Source organism: Streptococcus agalactiae ATCC 13813 (assembly GCF_000186445.1).
Classification (GTDB): domain Bacteria; phylum Bacillota; class Bacilli; order Lactobacillales; family Streptococcaceae; genus Streptococcus; species Streptococcus agalactiae.
The window spans coordinates 1,704,675-1,721,493 of record NZ_GL636070.1 but is presented as its reverse complement, the minus strand read 5'-3'; the positions used below and the strand labels follow the sequence as shown (position 1 = coordinate 1,721,493).

General features: G+C 30.5%; 16 protein-coding genes. 11 read left to right on the top strand and 5 right to left on the bottom strand.

The window, feature by feature from the left end:
• Window positions 1-3 precede the first annotated feature (3 nt).
• The 3 genes from HMPREF9171_RS1000000114195 to HMPREF9171_RS105285 all read right to left on the bottom strand — a co-directional run bounded on the left by HMPREF9171_RS1000000114195 (window position 4) and on the right by HMPREF9171_RS105285 (window position 2,768).
• Window positions 4-138 carry a hypothetical protein gene (locus tag HMPREF9171_RS1000000114195; RefSeq protein WP_000217899.1) on the bottom strand — a complete coding sequence of 45 codons (135 nt, stop codon included), beginning with the start codon at window positions 136-138 and terminating at the stop codon, window positions 4-6.
• 2 nt (window positions 139-140) lie between these two features.
• The gene (locus HMPREF9171_RS105280; RefSeq protein WP_000491221.1) at window positions 141-833 is read right to left on the bottom strand and encodes an XRE family transcriptional regulator; all 693 of its coding nucleotides are present in this window, start codon (window positions 831-833) and stop codon (window positions 141-143) included.
• A 177-nt stretch (window positions 834-1,010) separates the two neighbouring features.
• Window positions 1,011-2,768 carry a DUF4365 domain-containing protein gene (locus tag HMPREF9171_RS105285; protein WP_000241023.1) on the bottom strand — a complete coding sequence of 586 codons (1,758 nt, stop codon included), beginning with the start codon at window positions 2,766-2,768 and terminating at the stop codon, window positions 1,011-1,013.
• A 337-nt stretch (window positions 2,769-3,105) separates the two neighbouring features.
• Between HMPREF9171_RS105285 and HMPREF9171_RS105290 the strand changes: the two genes are divergently transcribed.
• The 3 genes from HMPREF9171_RS105290 to HMPREF9171_RS105300 are packed head-to-tail and all read left to right on the top strand — an operon-like array spanning window position 3,106 to window position 5,692.
• Window positions 3,106-3,465, top strand: coding sequence for an SAG1252 family conjugative relaxosome accessory protein (locus HMPREF9171_RS105290; protein WP_000529541.1), 360 nt, complete (start codon window positions 3,106-3,108; stop codon window positions 3,463-3,465).
• Between the two features lie 9 nt (window positions 3,466-3,474).
• Entirely contained in the window at window positions 3,475-3,840 is a 366-nt protein-coding gene (gene mobC, locus HMPREF9171_RS105295; RefSeq protein WP_000263043.1) for a plasmid mobilization relaxosome protein MobC, read from the top strand.
• Window positions 3,827-5,692 (top strand): SAG1250 family conjugative relaxase, encoded by a 1,866-nt coding sequence (locus HMPREF9171_RS105300; RefSeq protein WP_000237146.1) that lies wholly within the window; start codon window positions 3,827-3,829, stop codon window positions 5,690-5,692. Before mobC ends, HMPREF9171_RS105300 begins: the two co-directional genes overlap by 14 nt.
• Window positions 5,693-5,771: 79 nt before the next feature.
• Here the strand turns inward: HMPREF9171_RS105300 and HMPREF9171_RS105305 are convergent, their stop codons facing one another.
• Window positions 5,772-7,133, bottom strand: coding sequence for a sensor histidine kinase (locus tag HMPREF9171_RS105305; protein ID WP_001019996.1), 1,362 nt, complete (start codon window positions 7,131-7,133; stop codon window positions 5,772-5,774).
• Window positions 7,134-7,149: 16 nt separating this feature from the next.
• Window positions 7,150-7,848 (bottom strand): response regulator transcription factor, encoded by a 699-nt coding sequence (locus HMPREF9171_RS105310; RefSeq protein WP_001008623.1) that lies wholly within the window; start codon window positions 7,846-7,848, stop codon window positions 7,150-7,152.
• 212 nt (window positions 7,849-8,060) lie between these two features.
• Between HMPREF9171_RS105310 and HMPREF9171_RS105315 the strand changes: the two genes are divergently transcribed.
• The 8 genes from HMPREF9171_RS105315 (at window position 8,061) to HMPREF9171_RS105340 (ending at window position 16,762) form a co-directional block, all read left to right on the top strand.
• Window positions 8,061-8,216 (top strand): lacticin 481 family lantibiotic, encoded by a 156-nt coding sequence (locus HMPREF9171_RS105315; protein WP_000410306.1) that lies wholly within the window; start codon window positions 8,061-8,063, stop codon window positions 8,214-8,216.
• A gap of 464 nt (window positions 8,217-8,680) precedes the next feature.
• Complete coding sequence (locus tag HMPREF9171_RS1000000113590; protein WP_000794682.1) at window positions 8,681-8,842, top strand: lacticin 481 family lantibiotic; 162 nt, start codon at window positions 8,681-8,683, stop codon at window positions 8,840-8,842.
• A gap of 19 nt (window positions 8,843-8,861) precedes the next feature.
• A complete protein-coding gene (locus HMPREF9171_RS02600; RefSeq protein ID WP_001072115.1) occupies window positions 8,862-11,606 on the top strand; it encodes a type 2 lanthipeptide synthetase LanM family protein in 2,745 nt (914 codons plus the stop codon).
• A 68-nt stretch (window positions 11,607-11,674) separates the two neighbouring features.
• Window positions 11,675-13,747: a cysteine peptidase family C39 domain-containing protein gene (locus HMPREF9171_RS105320; protein WP_000691664.1), complete on the top strand. Its 2,073-nt coding sequence runs from the start codon at window positions 11,675-11,677 to the stop codon at window positions 13,745-13,747.
• 106 nt (window positions 13,748-13,853) lie between these two features.
• Window positions 13,854-14,762, top strand: coding sequence for an ABC transporter ATP-binding protein (locus HMPREF9171_RS105325; RefSeq protein WP_025193625.1), 909 nt, complete (start codon window positions 13,854-13,856; stop codon window positions 14,760-14,762).
• Between the two features lies 1 nt (window position 14,763).
• On the top strand, window positions 14,764-15,528 hold the full coding sequence (locus tag HMPREF9171_RS105330) for an ABC transporter permease (RefSeq protein ID WP_000598725.1): 765 nt from the start codon (window positions 14,764-14,766) through the stop codon (window positions 15,526-15,528).
• Window positions 15,521-16,258: an ABC transporter permease gene (locus tag HMPREF9171_RS105335; RefSeq protein ID WP_000568302.1), complete on the top strand. Its 738-nt coding sequence runs from the start codon at window positions 15,521-15,523 to the stop codon at window positions 16,256-16,258. The genes HMPREF9171_RS105330 and HMPREF9171_RS105335 overlap by 8 nt, the downstream gene beginning before the upstream one ends.
• A gap of 279 nt (window positions 16,259-16,537) precedes the next feature.
• Window positions 16,538-16,762, top strand: a complete 225-nt coding sequence (locus HMPREF9171_RS105340) for a helix-turn-helix domain-containing protein (RefSeq protein ID WP_000284844.1) — start codon at window positions 16,538-16,540, stop codon at window positions 16,760-16,762.
• Window positions 16,763-16,819: the final 57 nt, after the last annotated feature.

The window sequence follows — 16,819 nt, the reverse complement described above, 5'->3', positions numbered from 1 at the left end:
ATCTTATCCTCTTTTAAGCATTTCTAATTCTTCCATCAGTTCCTGAATATGATTAGTAATGTCATACTCATTGAGGTAGGGAGTAAAATAGATACGATTGTCTTTGAGATAAATCATTTCATTAACATTAACTGTCATTCTTAGGCTCCTATAACAGGCATAAAGTGACTTACAACAAGCCCTACGATACGAGGATTATCTTCATAAGGAATCCATTTATCCGGGTAGTTATCGTTGAGTGATACCATTTTAAATCCATTTTCTTCTCTATATAGTTTTTTGATATAGACAGAGTCATTCCAGGATAGGGCGTAGACGGCACCATCATAATCAAAACCACTAGCACGAATAAGGGCTACTTCACCATCAAGGTAGATGGGTTCCATAGAGTCTCCTTTAATCCAAGCAGCAATATCATAACCATACTGTTCTTCCTCAGCATAGACGGTCTCAGTCTCGTATTCATCAAAGAGCGATTCTCCAAGACCAGCAGAAAGAGAAACATCAGATAAGACTTCAACTGCAAAAAGAGGAATTACTTTCTCTTGTGATTGTTGTTTTTGAAGTAACTCATCAGCATACTCATCAACCTTTCCTTGATTTTCCGTAGAGAGTTGGAGATAGGTATTCACAATCTTGTATTCCGATTCAAAATAGGTTGTTGGAACATCAAGTATTCTTGCAAGGGCAGAAAGATTTTTTTGATTAGGAACAGATTTACCAGATTCCCATTTATTGTATGAAGCTCTATTGATTTTTAACAGATTAGCTAACTCTGATTGAGAATACTGCTTTTCCATTCTAAGTTCTTTAAGATTGCTACCAGAAAACATAAATCAAAACCCCTGTTGCTTTATTATGCAACAATTATATCAAAATATTTTTAAGATGCAAGTAGTAGAGTTTTTTTAACACGAAATGTTTAACAAATATTTAGTAGTACTATTTTATTTGAAACAACAAAAAACAGAGATACGCTTCCTCTGTTTTTAGAATATATTGTATCGTAATCAAAGATTTAAGAGATTGTATATAGGATATTCAATAAAACGTTCCCTTTGTTCATCGGAAAATTCATTTTCGAATAAGTAGATTGCTTGATCTTTGTAGCCTAAAATACAATTTGTAGCAAATCTAATTTCTACTGAGTTGTGATTCATTAAAGAATGGAGATAGGAACTGTCTTTTTGTGTTAAATTATTTAAACGCTTTTTAATTTGTAGTAGATTGAGAATGTTATTTTCAGATTTATCCATATCTACAAGCTTTTGAGCAAATTTTAAACAAAACTGCAAGGTATTTTGGTCGTGTTTAGAATCAGCGTAGTTTATTAGTTTTAATAGACCAAGATCCATATTTTCAATTTTACTTTCACTTGACAAATATGATGAAAGATAATCAGAGATGTTAAAATTATCAATAAGTAGTAGCTGCTCTAATTCAACTGTTTCATATTTTGAAAATAACTGTTTATCTTTGTTGATTAGTACCATATCGTAATCACTAAAGTTATATAGTCTATAGCTTTTAGTTCCTTCGTTTTCTGGAATTAAAAATAGTAATACATGTACATTAGCAAATTGAATGACTTGAGTAGGATTATAGTCTACACGATCTAGAGTTACCACTTGTTCATTTACGATACCATCATACAATAATTCAATTGTTCTAGCATCTTTTTGTGACCAACCTGTGCTGTCAAGGTCAGTAGAAATTTTAAGTTTGTCTACTAATTCTTTTAAACGTATGTTCGCATTAAACGCTTTTTTCAGAAAATTAAAATCAATTTTAGCTATATTTTCATCACTAAACTCTAGTCTTTTTCTGTTTAAAATAATTCCTTTATTTTTTTGAAGCTCTATAATAAACTCTAATCCATCTAGTCTTTTTGAGAGAATATTTGAAAGCGAGTAATTAAAAGTTAGCGTTACTAAATCAGGTCTTTTATGTACTGTTATTGAACAACCATTCCGAAAATCTATAGTGAAGTCATTCTTGGTTTCGTAAGAAAAAATTGTCTTATATACACGATCTTTTCCCTGAATTTGAACTAACATTTCTTTTTCTTCAAATATTTTTAAATTAGCAATATCGTCAATGAGAGGTTCAGGTATCATAGCTCCTTTAGGTTTGTAATAAAGATCTAACTCACCAGATATTGCATAATCAAGAATGTCTAGATAATCCTTGCCAATAAATTTAAACTCTAAGTCTCCGTCAAATGATTCCAAATTTTCAAAGAGAGATTCTTGGCTTCTCCAATCAATATGAGCAAATCCTTTCTGATATTTGCGTTTTTGAATAAAATTAAGAAATACAAAGTTTAACTTATCTTCATTGTTAGGGAGAAGTTTCATATGAATCGAAATATTCTTAATCTTTTTCTTTTTCTTGTCGCTGGCTAATAAAACTTTCTTAATGACCTTTGGGGTTAGTGAAGCATAAGTGACGGTAGGGATATCATCCTTTAAATACACTACAAAGTAGAGTACACCACCTTCTGTAAGATAGTGCTCCAAATTATTCCTGTTTATTGAGAATCCAACATTTTCTTCATAATATTCATCCTTACCTTTTACTTGAACTGGAATTCTCTCAACTAAATCAATATTTTGCTTTTTTATGTTTTTATAAAAATAGATATGACCGTCCCAGATGGGTTCTCTATCTCCTTCGGAAATTTCTCTGTTAATATGTTTAGATTTTTTTAATGCCAATTTCAAATAATCGACAGCATCTTCTTCAATTTGCTTAGATGATTTAACCATGAATAACCTCTTGAATAAGTAATTTTATACTAACATTATACCAATTTTTGTGATAACTTTTCCAAATTATCCTTGTTATCCTTATATCAATCCTAAGAAAATCAAACTTTGATTTTCTACTGGGGGTTTGGGGGCGAAGCCACCAAGTTATCTTATCGTTGACTGTCAAAACTGAAAGGTTTTGGTCGGCTGGCGATATGATTTTTTGGGTATTGTGACCACAATGCCTGAGCTCGCAAAGACCGAAAAAGAAGAGAGTGAGGTCTTTAGGAAGCGTACTGACAATGTGAGGCAGCCTGACATTGTCAGACAAGTATAATGTTGAAAGGATAGTAGGATGGGACAAGAAATTAAGTTGATTCGTAAGCAATTTAGAATCACGAGACAAGAAGAAAAACAGATAAAAGAAATGATGAGGGAACAAAAACTGGATAGTTTCTCAGAATTTCTTCGTCAAAATTTGTTGAAAAAGAATTATCAGGATAGAATTTTTGAAAGTTGGTTCTCCCTTTGGCAATCTCAAAAGTTTGAGCAGATTAGTCGAGATGTGTATGAAGTTTTGATTATTGCAAGAGAAAATCACCAAGTGACTCAAGAACACGTTTCAATCTTATTGAGCTGCGTTCAAGAATTGATAGCGGAAGTCAATCAAGTACAACCACTCAGTCATGAGTTTCGTGAAAAATACATGAGATAGGAGGCTACTATGGTTTATCGATATCGCACTAATCTCAAAAAAGTATTTTTAACAGATTCAGAGTTACATCAATTGAATGAACGAATTGCTAAGAGTCATTGTCAAAATTTTTCAGTCTATGCCAGAAAAGTGTTGCTGAATCCCAATATGTCATTTGTCACCATTAACACGGATACTTATGACCAGTTAGTATTTGAATTGAGACGGATTGGAAATAACATTAATCAAATTGCGCGTGCCATCAATCAAAGCCATTTGATTTCTCAGAAACAGTTACAAGAATTGAGTAAGGGAGTTAGTGAGTTAATTACTGGCGTAGAGAAAGAATTTCAAGTGGAAGTGAAAAGACTGAAGGAGTTCTATGGTAATCACTAAGCATTTTGCGACGCACGGAAAAAAATATCGTAGGCGTTTAATTAAGTATATTCTCAATCCTGATAAAACGGACAATTTGAAATTGGTATCTGATTTTGGCGTGAGCAATTACTTAGACTTTCCCAGCTATGAAGAAATGGTAGAAATGTACAATGTCAACTTTACCAATAACGACAAGTTGTACGAATCCAGAAATGACCGACAAGAAAAACATCAACAAAATATCCATGCCCATCACCTCATTCAATCATTTTCTCCTGAGGATAATCTGACACCTGAAGAAATTAACCGCATTGGTTATGATACCATGATGGAATTAACAGGAGGTCGCTTTAAGTTTATCGTAGCGACTCATACAGACAAAGATCATGTTCATAATCATATCCTAATCAACGCCATTGACCGTAATTCAGATAAAAAGTTGATATGGAATTATGCCTTGGAACGAAACCTTCGTATGATTTCAGACCGCATTTCTAAGATTGCTGGAGCGAAAATTATTGAAAAACGTTTCTCCTACCGTGACTATCAAAAATATAGGCAGTCTAGTCATAAATTTGAATTGAAGCAACGTCTTTATTTTTTGATGCAGCACTCAAAGTCCTTTGATGATTTTTTGGAAAAAGCGGTGCAGTTGCATGTTCACATCGATTTTAGCCAGAAGCATAGTCGCTTTATGATGACGGATAGAGCAATGACAAAACCAATTCGAGGACGCCAACTCAGTAAACGAGATTTATATGATGAAGAATTTTTTCGTACACACTTTGCCAAGCAAGAGATTGAAAGTCGTTTAGAATTTTTGTTGAACCGTGTTAATTCTTTGGAAAAGTTACTGACAAAAGCGAAAGAATTGAATCTAACCATTGACTTAAAACAAAAGAATGTAACCTTCATACTTGAAAAAAATGGAAAGCAGATAAGTCTGAATCATAAAAAAATAAGTGACAAGAAATTATATGATGTCAATTTTTTTCAAGATTACTTTAAAAATAAGGAAGTTGGTGTTTCAGATGGATTAGAAAATCTACAGAAACTGTACCATGCTTTTCAAGAAGAACGAGATAAGGAGAAGGTATCCACTGAAGAGAGTGAGGAAGCCTTCAAGAAATACAAGGGGCAACGAGATACCATCCATGAGTTTGAAGTTGAACTTGTGGAACATCAAATTGAGAGGTTAGTTGATGAGGGCATTTATATCAAGGTGTCTTTTGGTATTAAGCAGAGTGGTCTTATTTTCATTCCCAACTATCAATTGGATATTATGGAAGAAGAAAATCATAAAAAATATAAAGTCTATATCCGTGAGACAACCTCATACTTTATCTATAACAAAGAAAATTCTGAGATGAACCGTTACATAAAAGGACGGACCTTAATTAGACAGCTAACTAATGATAGTCGGATGATACCATATAGACGACCAACAGTTGAGAGTCTACAAGAAAAGATTTCTGAGATTAACCTCTTGATTGAATTAACTGAAACTGATAAGAAATACCAAGACATTAAAGACGAACTAGTCGCAGAAATAGCAGAGCTAGATATAAAACTGACTCAAACAAACGAAAAAATCGCCACCTTAAACAAGATGGCGGAAGTATTTATCAATCTGAAGGGTGCTGAACTGAGCAGTCAAAAACTAGCAAGGTATGATTTTTCAAAGCTAAATTTAACCGAATCAATTTCATTAGAACAGGTAAATAAGGAAATAGGAGTATTACAAGAGGAGCTAGGTCATTATCTTGATGAGTATGAGGGACTAGCTAGAAGGTTGGAAAGGTTTGTGAAAGTGTTGAATGCTAGGAGAGATGTAGGTTCAAAATTACGGGATGGTATTCAGATAGAATAAATATAAGGAAATCTCAACAAACTAAATTTGAGTTAATAGAGATTCTCTAAAATATTAATTATTAATTCTGTGAAGTAGATTATTTTTTGAGTGGAAGTATGATTTTCGATTGGAAATATTTATTCTGCTGACTTGTAATAATAAAACTGCCTCCGTGTCGATTAATAATTTGTTTAGAAATTTTTAATCCCATACCACTTCTTCTAACGCCTGATATGTCAAAATTAAATTCTTCAATATTAGAGATGCTAATACTCTTGAGTCTATCAGGAGAAACCCCTACTCCGTTATCTAGAACTGTTATAGAAAATTCATTATTTGAAGTACATTCTAGAATTATACTAATTTTGCATCCTGATCTATTATGAAGTACTGAGTTATAGATTAAGTTATGGATAACTCGAGAAATGAGGGCCTTTTCAACATACATTTTTTTTCTAAAGAGGTTGGAATCGTGTGAAAACTCAAAGTTAAATTCTTCCCAAATTTCTTGATTAATAATTTGAATAATTATTTCTTTAAAGAAAGGAATAATTTCAACAATCTCCAAGTTCAATTTGAAATTACCATTTGTTAATCTTGCAAAAATATTGAGGTCGTTCAATAAATTTTGGATGTAATGACTCTCAACTAAAGTGGGTTTGAGATGTTTTAGAAGATTTTCATTATCTGTTTTTTCGATAGCTAAAGATGTATTGGACACGATAACTGAAAGTGGAGTTTTTATATCATGTGCTATTCCGGAAATCCAATTTTCCTTAAACTCTTCATTTTCACGTAATTTCCTGTTGGCGGAATTAACTGCTAAAGTCAATCGATCTAACTCTTTGACTGAGTCAACCTGCTTATTTAAACCTAATGGTAAGTTACCAATTGCACTGATAATGGGTTGTATATTACGATTTAAGAACGTAATACTATACATATATAGAAATAAACAAAATAAGCAATTGACAAAAATTATAGCTAGAATAAGAATTGGAAAAATTTGAACTCTCTTTAAATCAAAGTAATTATTACCATATCGAATAATGCTGTCTTTTGGAAAGGCAATAATGTAAATATCTTTCTGCTCCTCATTAATTTGGGTAAAGACAGGATAATCTTCTAAATAGTATCGAGAGAACCTGATAACATCAGCATAATCAAAGTTACTTTTTATATTAGTAGGTTTATTTATATTAAATTTTTCCTTCCCGCTATCTTGATCAATGATCATGACCCATAAATTATTCATCTCGATTAGTTCTTTTCCTTTTAAACTAACTTTATAAGTATTATTTTCAGGGATGATGTTGGAGGAAACTGTTTTTATAATATCCATAGCTGATTGTTGACTACGAATATAATTTGTAGTGATAACTAATAGAAAAATATCAATAAATATGATGGTTAAAAATGAAAGAATAAATTTTAATACGCTTTTTTTGAAAATATTCATTAAAAACTCCGTTACCTCAGACAACAAGCTTATATCCAAGACCTTTAACGGTAATAAGATGATCCGGTTTAGAAGGGCTTGATTCTATTTTTTCTCTTATATTTCGAATGTGTACCATTAATGACTTTTCATATCCAGAACTATCAAGTCCCCAAATAGTATCACAAATTGTTTCTGTTGAAACAATGTAGTTCTTATTACTGTATAGTTTTCGTAGTATCTGTATTTCAGTAGGAGTTAGTGAAAGTTGATTTCCATTTTTATTTACACTTGTATTATTTAAATCAATGGTACAAGAAGACAATGTAATTAATTCGGATTCATTTTTGTATGCTCTTCTTAATAGAGCAATGATACGATATATTAAGGTTTTCGGGAGAAATGGTTTAGTGACAAAATCATCACCACCTGATCCAAGGCCTTTAACTTCATCATCAGGATTATTTTTTGCTGTTAAAAATAATATTGGAATATCAGAAGTTTTTCTAATATATTTGGCAAGTAAATACCCCTCACCATCAGGTAACATTACATCTAATATGATGAAATCAATCTTGGATACAGAAAAAATATCAATGCCCTCGCTAATACTATAAGCGTTACTAATATTTTTAAATCCTCTATTGACTAATACCTCTTTGATAGATTGACTAAGTGAGACATCGTCATCTATTATTAATATCCGTTTGTTTAATAACTGTGTTTCAAAATTCATATAAATACCTCCTTGATTTTTTAATTATATCATAAAGGATTTTATTTTAACGGTATGGAGTAAAATCAAAGATTTAAAATCTTTAAAATAACTTTATGATTTCTTTAATATATCTTAAAGTCAACTTTGTAAAATTTACTTGTAACAAAGATAAAGACACTTGGTCTCAAAATAAGAACGGCACTCAAATAAAATTAAGAAAAGGATAAATTATGGAAAAAGAAACAACAATTATTGAATCAATTCAAGAAGTTAGTCTTGAAGAGCTTGACCAAATTATCGGTGCAGGAAAAAATGGCGTATTTAAAACCATCTCACATGAATGTCACCTAAATACATGGGCGTTTCTTGCCACATGTTGTTCTTGATTTTGGATGACTAAGTGTCTAATATGTTACATTAAAAAAGGAGGGAAACCTCTTTTTTTATATTTAGAAATTTTAATTCTAAAGATAATAGAATTGCTTATCGAAAAATAGAATCTAGGAGTAAAGATTTGTAAAGTATTTTGTGTCAAGACGAGATTCTACCCACTAAATATACTCCGTTGTATTCACTAAAGTTTACGATTTAATGATGAAGGATAAAATGTGATGTGTATTTAAAGAAAGTATATGATTTACAACTTATGTAAAAAATATTAAGAAGAGGTATAAATTAGTAATGTGAAGTTACTTTATCCTTGTTTGATTCTGAACTAACAAGATTTATCAATAAATTAACATTAGCTTTAGATTAGCTTTAACTTTTCTTTATGTTGCGATTTTAAAATTAAAGCATAAATAAAAATATTTTCGAGTTATGCTCGGTATAACATATGAGGTGATAAATTATGAAAAATAATAATAAAATTTGTCAAGATGCTTTGGAATCCTTACAAGAACTTAAGTTAGAAGAAGTTGATGAACTTTTAGGTGGAGCAGGCCATGGAGTAAATACTATTTCAGCAGAATGTCGTTGGAATAGTTTACAAGCAATCTTTTCATGTTGCTAATTTTTAGAGAGGTAATATTATGAATCAGAAAGAGCAACTATATAGTCAGTTTGATAAATTTCCTAAAGTAGTAATTGAAAGGCTCATCCCTGAAGTTTTAAATGAAAGTGACTCGCTAATTAAGCAAATTGAGGAAAAAATTTCAGATTATTATAGATCTACATTGATTTATTTAATTAATGAAAAGCGCATTAATGGGACATTGGTTGGTGAAACAGCAGAACTTCGATATGACTTTTTTAATAATGTATTATGTAGAAACGGTACTATTTTAGATGAAATAGAGGAACGATTTCCTAAGATTAATCAGCGTGTATTTATCAGTATTAAACACTATTTAGACTTACTAAATTGCGTGAAAAAGCACTTTGTGAGTGATTTCTTAGAATTAAAAAAATTAAAATTTTTAAAGTCTAATGATGAGAGTCCTGATTTAAATGTTTTAGATATAAAAGTCACAGGAGATATTCACAATGGAAGCGGAGTCTGTATTCTGGATTATAATAGACAAAAATTGGTTTATAAGAAAAAATCATCAAGACCAAATATTCTTTTAAAAGAATTAGATAGTCAAGCAAGTAATTATTTGAAAAAGGAAATTAGGTTCATTCCTGATTTTTTAGATAAAAATGAATATTTTTGGGAAGTATTTGTCGAGAGTAAGCCAGTATCCTCACTTAAAGAAGCAAACGAGTTTTATAAGAGAATGGGGTATCTTTTAGTTTACTCCTATATTCTTAATATCTCTGATTTACACTTTGAAAATCTTATATCTCATAGTATCCAACCTATATTAGTAGATGCTGAAACAGTTTTTTCAACTAATCCATATGAGACAGTAGCTGAAAATGATGCAACATTAAAAATTGTTGAAAATAGTCGGAATTCAGTTCTTTCTACGGGATTATTACCTATTTCTGAGGCTGACAAAATTTTCGGAGGTGATACGAGTGGTGTTTTAGGAGGAACGCTTATTGGTGAAGCAAAAGTTATTATAAATCATAATAGAGATGATATACATGTTGAAAAACAGAAGTACAAGACTGAAAACCAGAATCACTTACCATACTTTGAGAATAATTTGGGAATAAAAACGTATTTAAACGCTGAAGAATATGTAGAATATATTAAAGAAGGCTTCATAGAATTAAGTAAATTTATTATTAATAATAAGGAAGCATTGAAGAAACTTTACTTAAGTTTTAGTGATATAAAAACACGTGTTTTATTTAGAAATACTAGAGATTATAGTCTAGTTAGACAATTATTGCTTTCACCAGTTTACTGCAACCAGGATAATATTTTGTTTGAAAAAATGTCAAATAAATTAACGAACTACGATAGTCATAATTTATGTCAATCTGAAGTAAAACAACTTTTGAACATGGATATTCCGTATTTTTACGTTTGTGCAAGTGATATTAATGTTAAAGATAAGGACGGTAATACTAATATTTGGAAACTAAAAAAATCTTCACTGAGTGATACAATTGAAAAATTGGAAAAATTTGATTTAGATACTATGGAAGAACAGTTAGATTTAGTAGAATTTTCAATTAAAACCCCAAATGCTTTATACAGTACAGAGTTGCAAGAGTCATATATAATTTTTCAAAATTCAAACTCAAATCATAGCATATTATTTACTGGTATTAATACTATAGTTGATACAATTTTAAAAAATGAAAAATTTTCTAAATTAGATGGAAGTACAAATTGGTTAACTTTGAAAGTTACAGACTATGATGCATTTCAACTAGAACCCATGGATTCATCAATTTATGAGGGTATTGCAGGACTGTCTATTGCGTTATGTGAAGTTTATGAATTGGTCGATGATGATAGACAACAGAGAATTTATAACTGTTTACGCAGAATTTTCATGACTTTAATGAAGGCTTATTATTCTACACAAAATCAATCGTATTATGTTGGCAAGTTAGGAATTTTATCTGCAATGATTAGAATACAGTCAATTACTGGTCAAGAAATACCAGTATCTATTTTTGATATTAATAACAAATATATCTTAGATTTGAATGTTCAGAGTGCAGATTTTCTATCAAGTTTTCCTAGTGAGATTGTAGCCTTACGAAATAGTAATGTATCAATTGGAAATCTTCAACAATCTTTTGAGAAATTAGTTGATTTGAAAAATATTTCTGAAGATTATATTGCGTGGGATAAATTGGAATCTAATAATGTTAGTTTAGCACATGGGAATTTAGGAATAGAACTGGGATTACTTTATCTTGCGGTGGCATTGAATAGTTCTGAAGCAGTGGAATTGTTCTATCGAGCTACAAATTTTGATAGTCATCAAAAATTATCAAATGGATGGATAGATAAAAGAAATAATTCGACTAGTGCTAATTGGTGTCATGGTTCTACAGGGGTGTTAGCTGCAAGATTAGCTCAATTACAGCTGGATAAAAAATTCCATATTATATCTAAAACAAAGAGAAGCGAATTAGAGGCTGATATGAAACATGCAGCATCTCAGATAATTGAAATTGGTTTCGATATGACAAATTTTTCTATTTGTCATGGAACAAGTGGAAATTTGTTAGCACTGAGTTATTATTGCTCGTATCTATCAGGAAATGAAAGAGAAGAATTGGAAAAAATTTTAGATATAGAGTATAGAAAATTACATTCATTTGGTTTAGAGAATGGATGGATGTGCAGCTTTAATACTAAATATAATGTTTATGGAATAATGAATGGTTTGTCAGGAATTTTATATTCTACAGCAAAATATTAAAAAAAAGATGATTCGTTGGATATTTTAATCCCTACTCTTTAAAAAGAGATAGAAAGGAAAACTCAAGTATGAAGATTATTTTACAAAACAACGAAGAGGATTGTCTGTTAGCGTGTTACACAATGTTATTAAATGATTTAGGTCATAAAGTTCCACTATATGAAGTATACGATAAAGACTCATTACCAGCAGACGGACTTAATGTATCATACTTGCTATCTCTAAACAAAAGATTTGGAGTAGCTTTGAAGGCGTATCACGCATCGTTTAGAGATTTATTACAAGTCTACAATGAAAAAAAGCAAAGAATAATTCTTCACTGGAATCAAGATAATTTCGTAGTATTAGATAAAATTACTGAAAAACAAGTTACGATTGTAGATCCCGCTATTGGTCGTGTAAAATACAGTCATGATGAGTTTCTAAACCACTATTCTGAAACTATAGTGTTAATAAATAAGGATGAAAATTTTCAAACTCAAAAATACAAACAGATATTTTGGAAATATTTTAAACTTACTTTGAAAACAAAAACAATTATTCTATTTTTGCTTTCGTTGGTACTAATCCAGATAAGCGTTTTAGCATTTTCTATCTTATTAAGATATATGTTATCAGAAAAGTTTCAATTCTTGTCAAGCATACTAGTTCTATTTGGTGTTGTTCTTTTTCAACTATTAGGCTATTTTATTAAGAATAGTGCCTTAAATGAATATAACTTAGATTTTGATGATAACTATAGTAAAGCACTTTTCCAAAAATTGTTAAAAAAACCACTATTATATTTTAGAAATCATCTAAGTGGCGGTATTTCAGAGAAGATAAATTTCAAGTCTACTTTAAGGGATAATGTGACATTGAAGATTATCCCCTCTTGTGTAAGTTTCATCTCAGCAATTGTTATTTTTACATATTTAATAACAATTTCTGTAAGGTTAACAATAATCTTGATCATAATGATTTTGGTTTACAGTGTAATTTCTATTATACTTTATCGTAAACAGAATGAATATAACCAAACTTATCTGCAATATTTGATTGACTTTAATTCAGAGTTACAAACAGATTTAGATGATATTGATTATATCAAAATAATGAGACGAGAAGGTCTAACTTTTGCATCGTGGATGAAAATTAATCAACAAGTTACTGAAAAATATTCACAGATTTTAAAGTTTGAAAACTTATCACAGTTAGTTAGCACGATTTTTAATTACATTAGTTTGTCTGTAATTATAGTTATAGCGATTTACTATAATAAATATATAAAAGTATCCATCTCAGATTTACTAGTCTATCAAACAAGTATTTCATTATTAATATCTGCAATTGAACAAGTGAAGGGTGCAGTTTTTGAAGTAGTAAAGCTGGGGATATATGCTGAAAAACAAAGTGATTTATTAAAAGATAGTAGACCAATTTTAGTACAAAGTTCAGATTCGGATGAGTATTTAATTAAGGCTGAAAGCCTAAATTTTTCTTATGGCATGAGTCCGATTTATAAGGATATTAACTTGACAATTAATAGAGGTGAAAAGATTGCAATCATAGGTAAATCAGGTAGTGGAAAATCAACGTTACTATTACTTTTAGCGGGTATGCTACGATTTAGTGGATCGTTGAAATATGGTATTAAAAATTTTGAAGATAGTTTGAGTGTTGTTCTACAGAATATGACATTAAGAAAAGGAAGCGTGTTAGAAAATTTAGAATGGGATGCAGATAATTTAGAGCCATTGTATCAAGTATTAAAAGATACTTCAGCTGATGAGGTTATTGCCCAGTTACCAAATAAAATTCATTCAAAGTTATTGAAACAGGGGAAAAATTTATCTGGAGGACAGATTCAAAAAATGTTAATTGCTAAGTCTCTATTGAAAAAAAACTCTATTATTTTCTGGGATGAAGCTTTCAGTAATCTTGATGAACAAAGTAAAAATAGAATCTATCTTAATATTCTTCAGAACAGTCAATACTCTGAAAGGACAATGTTGATTGTTAGTCATCATCTAGATATTGTCGACTATGTTGACTATGTTATTTACATAGATAACGAAACGGGTGATGTTTATAAGGATACACATATTAATCTTATGGAAAGTAACGAAAACTATAGAAATTTTATTAATTCAAAAATTTGAGACTTGCGTTATACATTCTTAATGTTATCTTTAAGATGAACAGGTACAATTATTAATGTAAAGAAAGGAGTAGTCTAATAAAATAGATTGCTAAAGGATAATGATGATGAATAATATTATTGAGCTGAAAAAAGTAAAAAAAGTTTACAAAGATATTACTACTGTAGATATTGAAAAAATTACTGTACGGGAGGGAGAAATTTATGGTTTTCTAGGGCCAAACGGTGCTGGGAAAACGACAACGATGAAAATGATTCTATCCCTTGTAGATCCGACTTCAGGTGAGATTTTTGTTAATAAAAAAGACATTCGGAAAGACAAAAATTACCTGAGTCAGATTGGATCTATGATAGAAGAGCCTTCATATTATCCTAATTTAACAGGTTACGAAAATTTATTAGTGTTTCAAAAAATGGTGGGATTTGATAAAAATAATATCTGGCCAACATTGGAACTTGTTGGATTAGCTGATGAAAAAAATCGAAAAAAATTAGTTAAGGCCTATTCTCTAGGTATGAAACAACGTCTTTCTTTAGCGTTTGCATTAGTAAAAAAGCCTAAAATCTTATTATTAGATGAGCCTACTAATGGTCTTGATCCAGCAGGTATTCATGAAATTCGTGAATTGATTGTTGAGTTAGCCAAAGAAAAAGGTCTGACAGTCTTTATTTCTAGTCATATTCTTCCAGAAATTGAACACATTGCAGATCGAGTGGGTATTATCAATCATGGTCGTCTAGTTTATGAAGGAGAAATTGAAGCTATTAAATCAAATACCTGGATTGAGATTGGTGGTGATTTTTCACAGAGTAATATTGTTCACACTTTAGTTGAACTAGGAACTGTAGAAATTTTGGGTGCATCCGCAAGTCATGTAAAATTAAGTAATATTGATAATAATCAATTAGCTAATGTGGTGAGCTATTTGACAGAAAACGGATACCGTATTTTCCGAGTGGTTAGAGAAAGTGAGACCCTAGAAGATATTTTCCTTTCGTTAACGAAGGAGGCTTAAAATGATAAAGGTATTACAAATCGAATTATTGAAGAGTAAACGAACAAAATCATTTATGATATCGTTTTTGATGATGTTTGTAGCAGTAACTTGGTCATTACTAGCAGCATCAAGAAGCATAGATGTACCAAAGTTAAGGACAATTGGATTATTTTTCAATAATTTACAAGCTACTCCTATTTTTTTACCAATTGCGATTAGTCTTTTTGTATCCCGAATTGTTAGTAACGAAAAAGAAGGAAATACATTTAAACTACAAGAAGCGAATAATATAAATCTTATAACCATTTTCAAACGAAAGCTTATTTTTACGAATACTGTTTTTCTATTATTGAATGTAGTACAAGTATTGATTGTATATTTAAATGCTGTTAGATACGGTATAGATGTTGCTGTTTCAAATTTACTATTACAAGTTGTAGGTTTGACGATGGCTAGTTTTACTTTAATTACTTTTTTTCTATTTCTATCTATGATATTAGAAAAACATGGTATGGTTTTAGGAATTGGATTTGTATCAGGGTTTTTAGGGATGGTTCTATCCGAAGCATCTAAATGGTTAAATCTAATCTTTCCTTTCGGGGGTTCAAGTTTTCTTGCACTTTATCGCATAAAAGTTTTACATTCTGGAGATAAATTAGATTACATATTTGTTTGGGACAAGAGTGTACCACTCAACTATCTTATCTATCTATTTTATTGTATATTTGTCTATTTTGTTATTAAGTACCTGTTGGTTAAAAAGAAGGAGGAAAACTATGATTGATTATTTTAAAGCTGAGTGGATTAAGAATCGTAAAGTAGTTATTTTAGCTATTGGTCTTATTTTTCTTGCTTTGTCCAGTTTTATTGGATTAGCTAATTTTTTCTTGAACTACGATGTGTTGATTGAAGAACAGATGAGTAGGGTTCTTTGGGGACAGCTGACTTTTTATAACGGGCAGTTACTTTTTCCAGCTATGTTAGCTATATTCTCAGGTCTAATTATCCTTCCTGAATTTGAACGAAAAACACTTGAAATGCTACGATCTAATCAAGCATCAGTTAAGAAGATGGTACTAAGTAAGTTTTTATTAGCTTTGTTCTTGGTATCTGTAGTTCAAGCAGTGCTGTTTGCTATCTATTTATTAACTCTTTATCTTAGTCAAATTCCATTTCAGATAGAAGATATATTATTATTTTTGAGAGCTACAATATTATCAGTTATTGGTTCAAGTTCTGTTTTGATGATTCACAGTTATCTTATGGCAAAAACTAAGAATTTTGCTAAATCGGTTGGAGTTGCAGCAATTGGTTCCTTCTCAGGTTTTATTTTTATTATGCTAGGTGGTTTTATTAATCAATTATTTCCATATTCTCAGCCGATGATTGGTTTACGAAGTAGGGCATTGAATGATATGTCATTTTTAGAGTTTATGTTATTTATTACAGTGAACTCCTTGTTTAGTTTCATTTTTTATTGGTTAACTGTTAAGAAATTGGAGAATAATGAATAACTTGATGATAAATTTTTTGTGTAGTTCTTCAACATAGTAGATAAAATGAAACTCAGATCCATAAAATAATCGCTATGCTGATTTTCGATTTGTCCTTGAAATGATAGTAAGCCTGATTTACGTAAAGAATAGAACAACAACTTTCTTGCAAAATTAAATGATAAATTTGCACGGGCTATTATCATAATTACAGGAATGACGCAATAATTACTGTCATATTATGACAATTTCCCAGCTTTTTTCTGAAAGTGACATATACTTTTCTTAGGAGAAAGCTAGATGTACCAACGGATAAGGGATTTGAGGGAAGATCACGATTTCACTCAAAAGTTTGTTGCAAATTTACTTTCCTTTTCTCATACAAATTATGCAAAAATTGAGAGAGGAGAGGTTGCCTTAACGGCAGATGTTCTTGTGCAGCTTTCTAAACTCTATAACGTTAGTACAGATTACCTATTAGGGTTAACAGATTGTCCAGATAGGATAAAACATAAAATAAAATAGTCTCTCCTTGATTTGTTCATTGACAATTGAATAAACCGAGGTGGGACTTTCTTATTT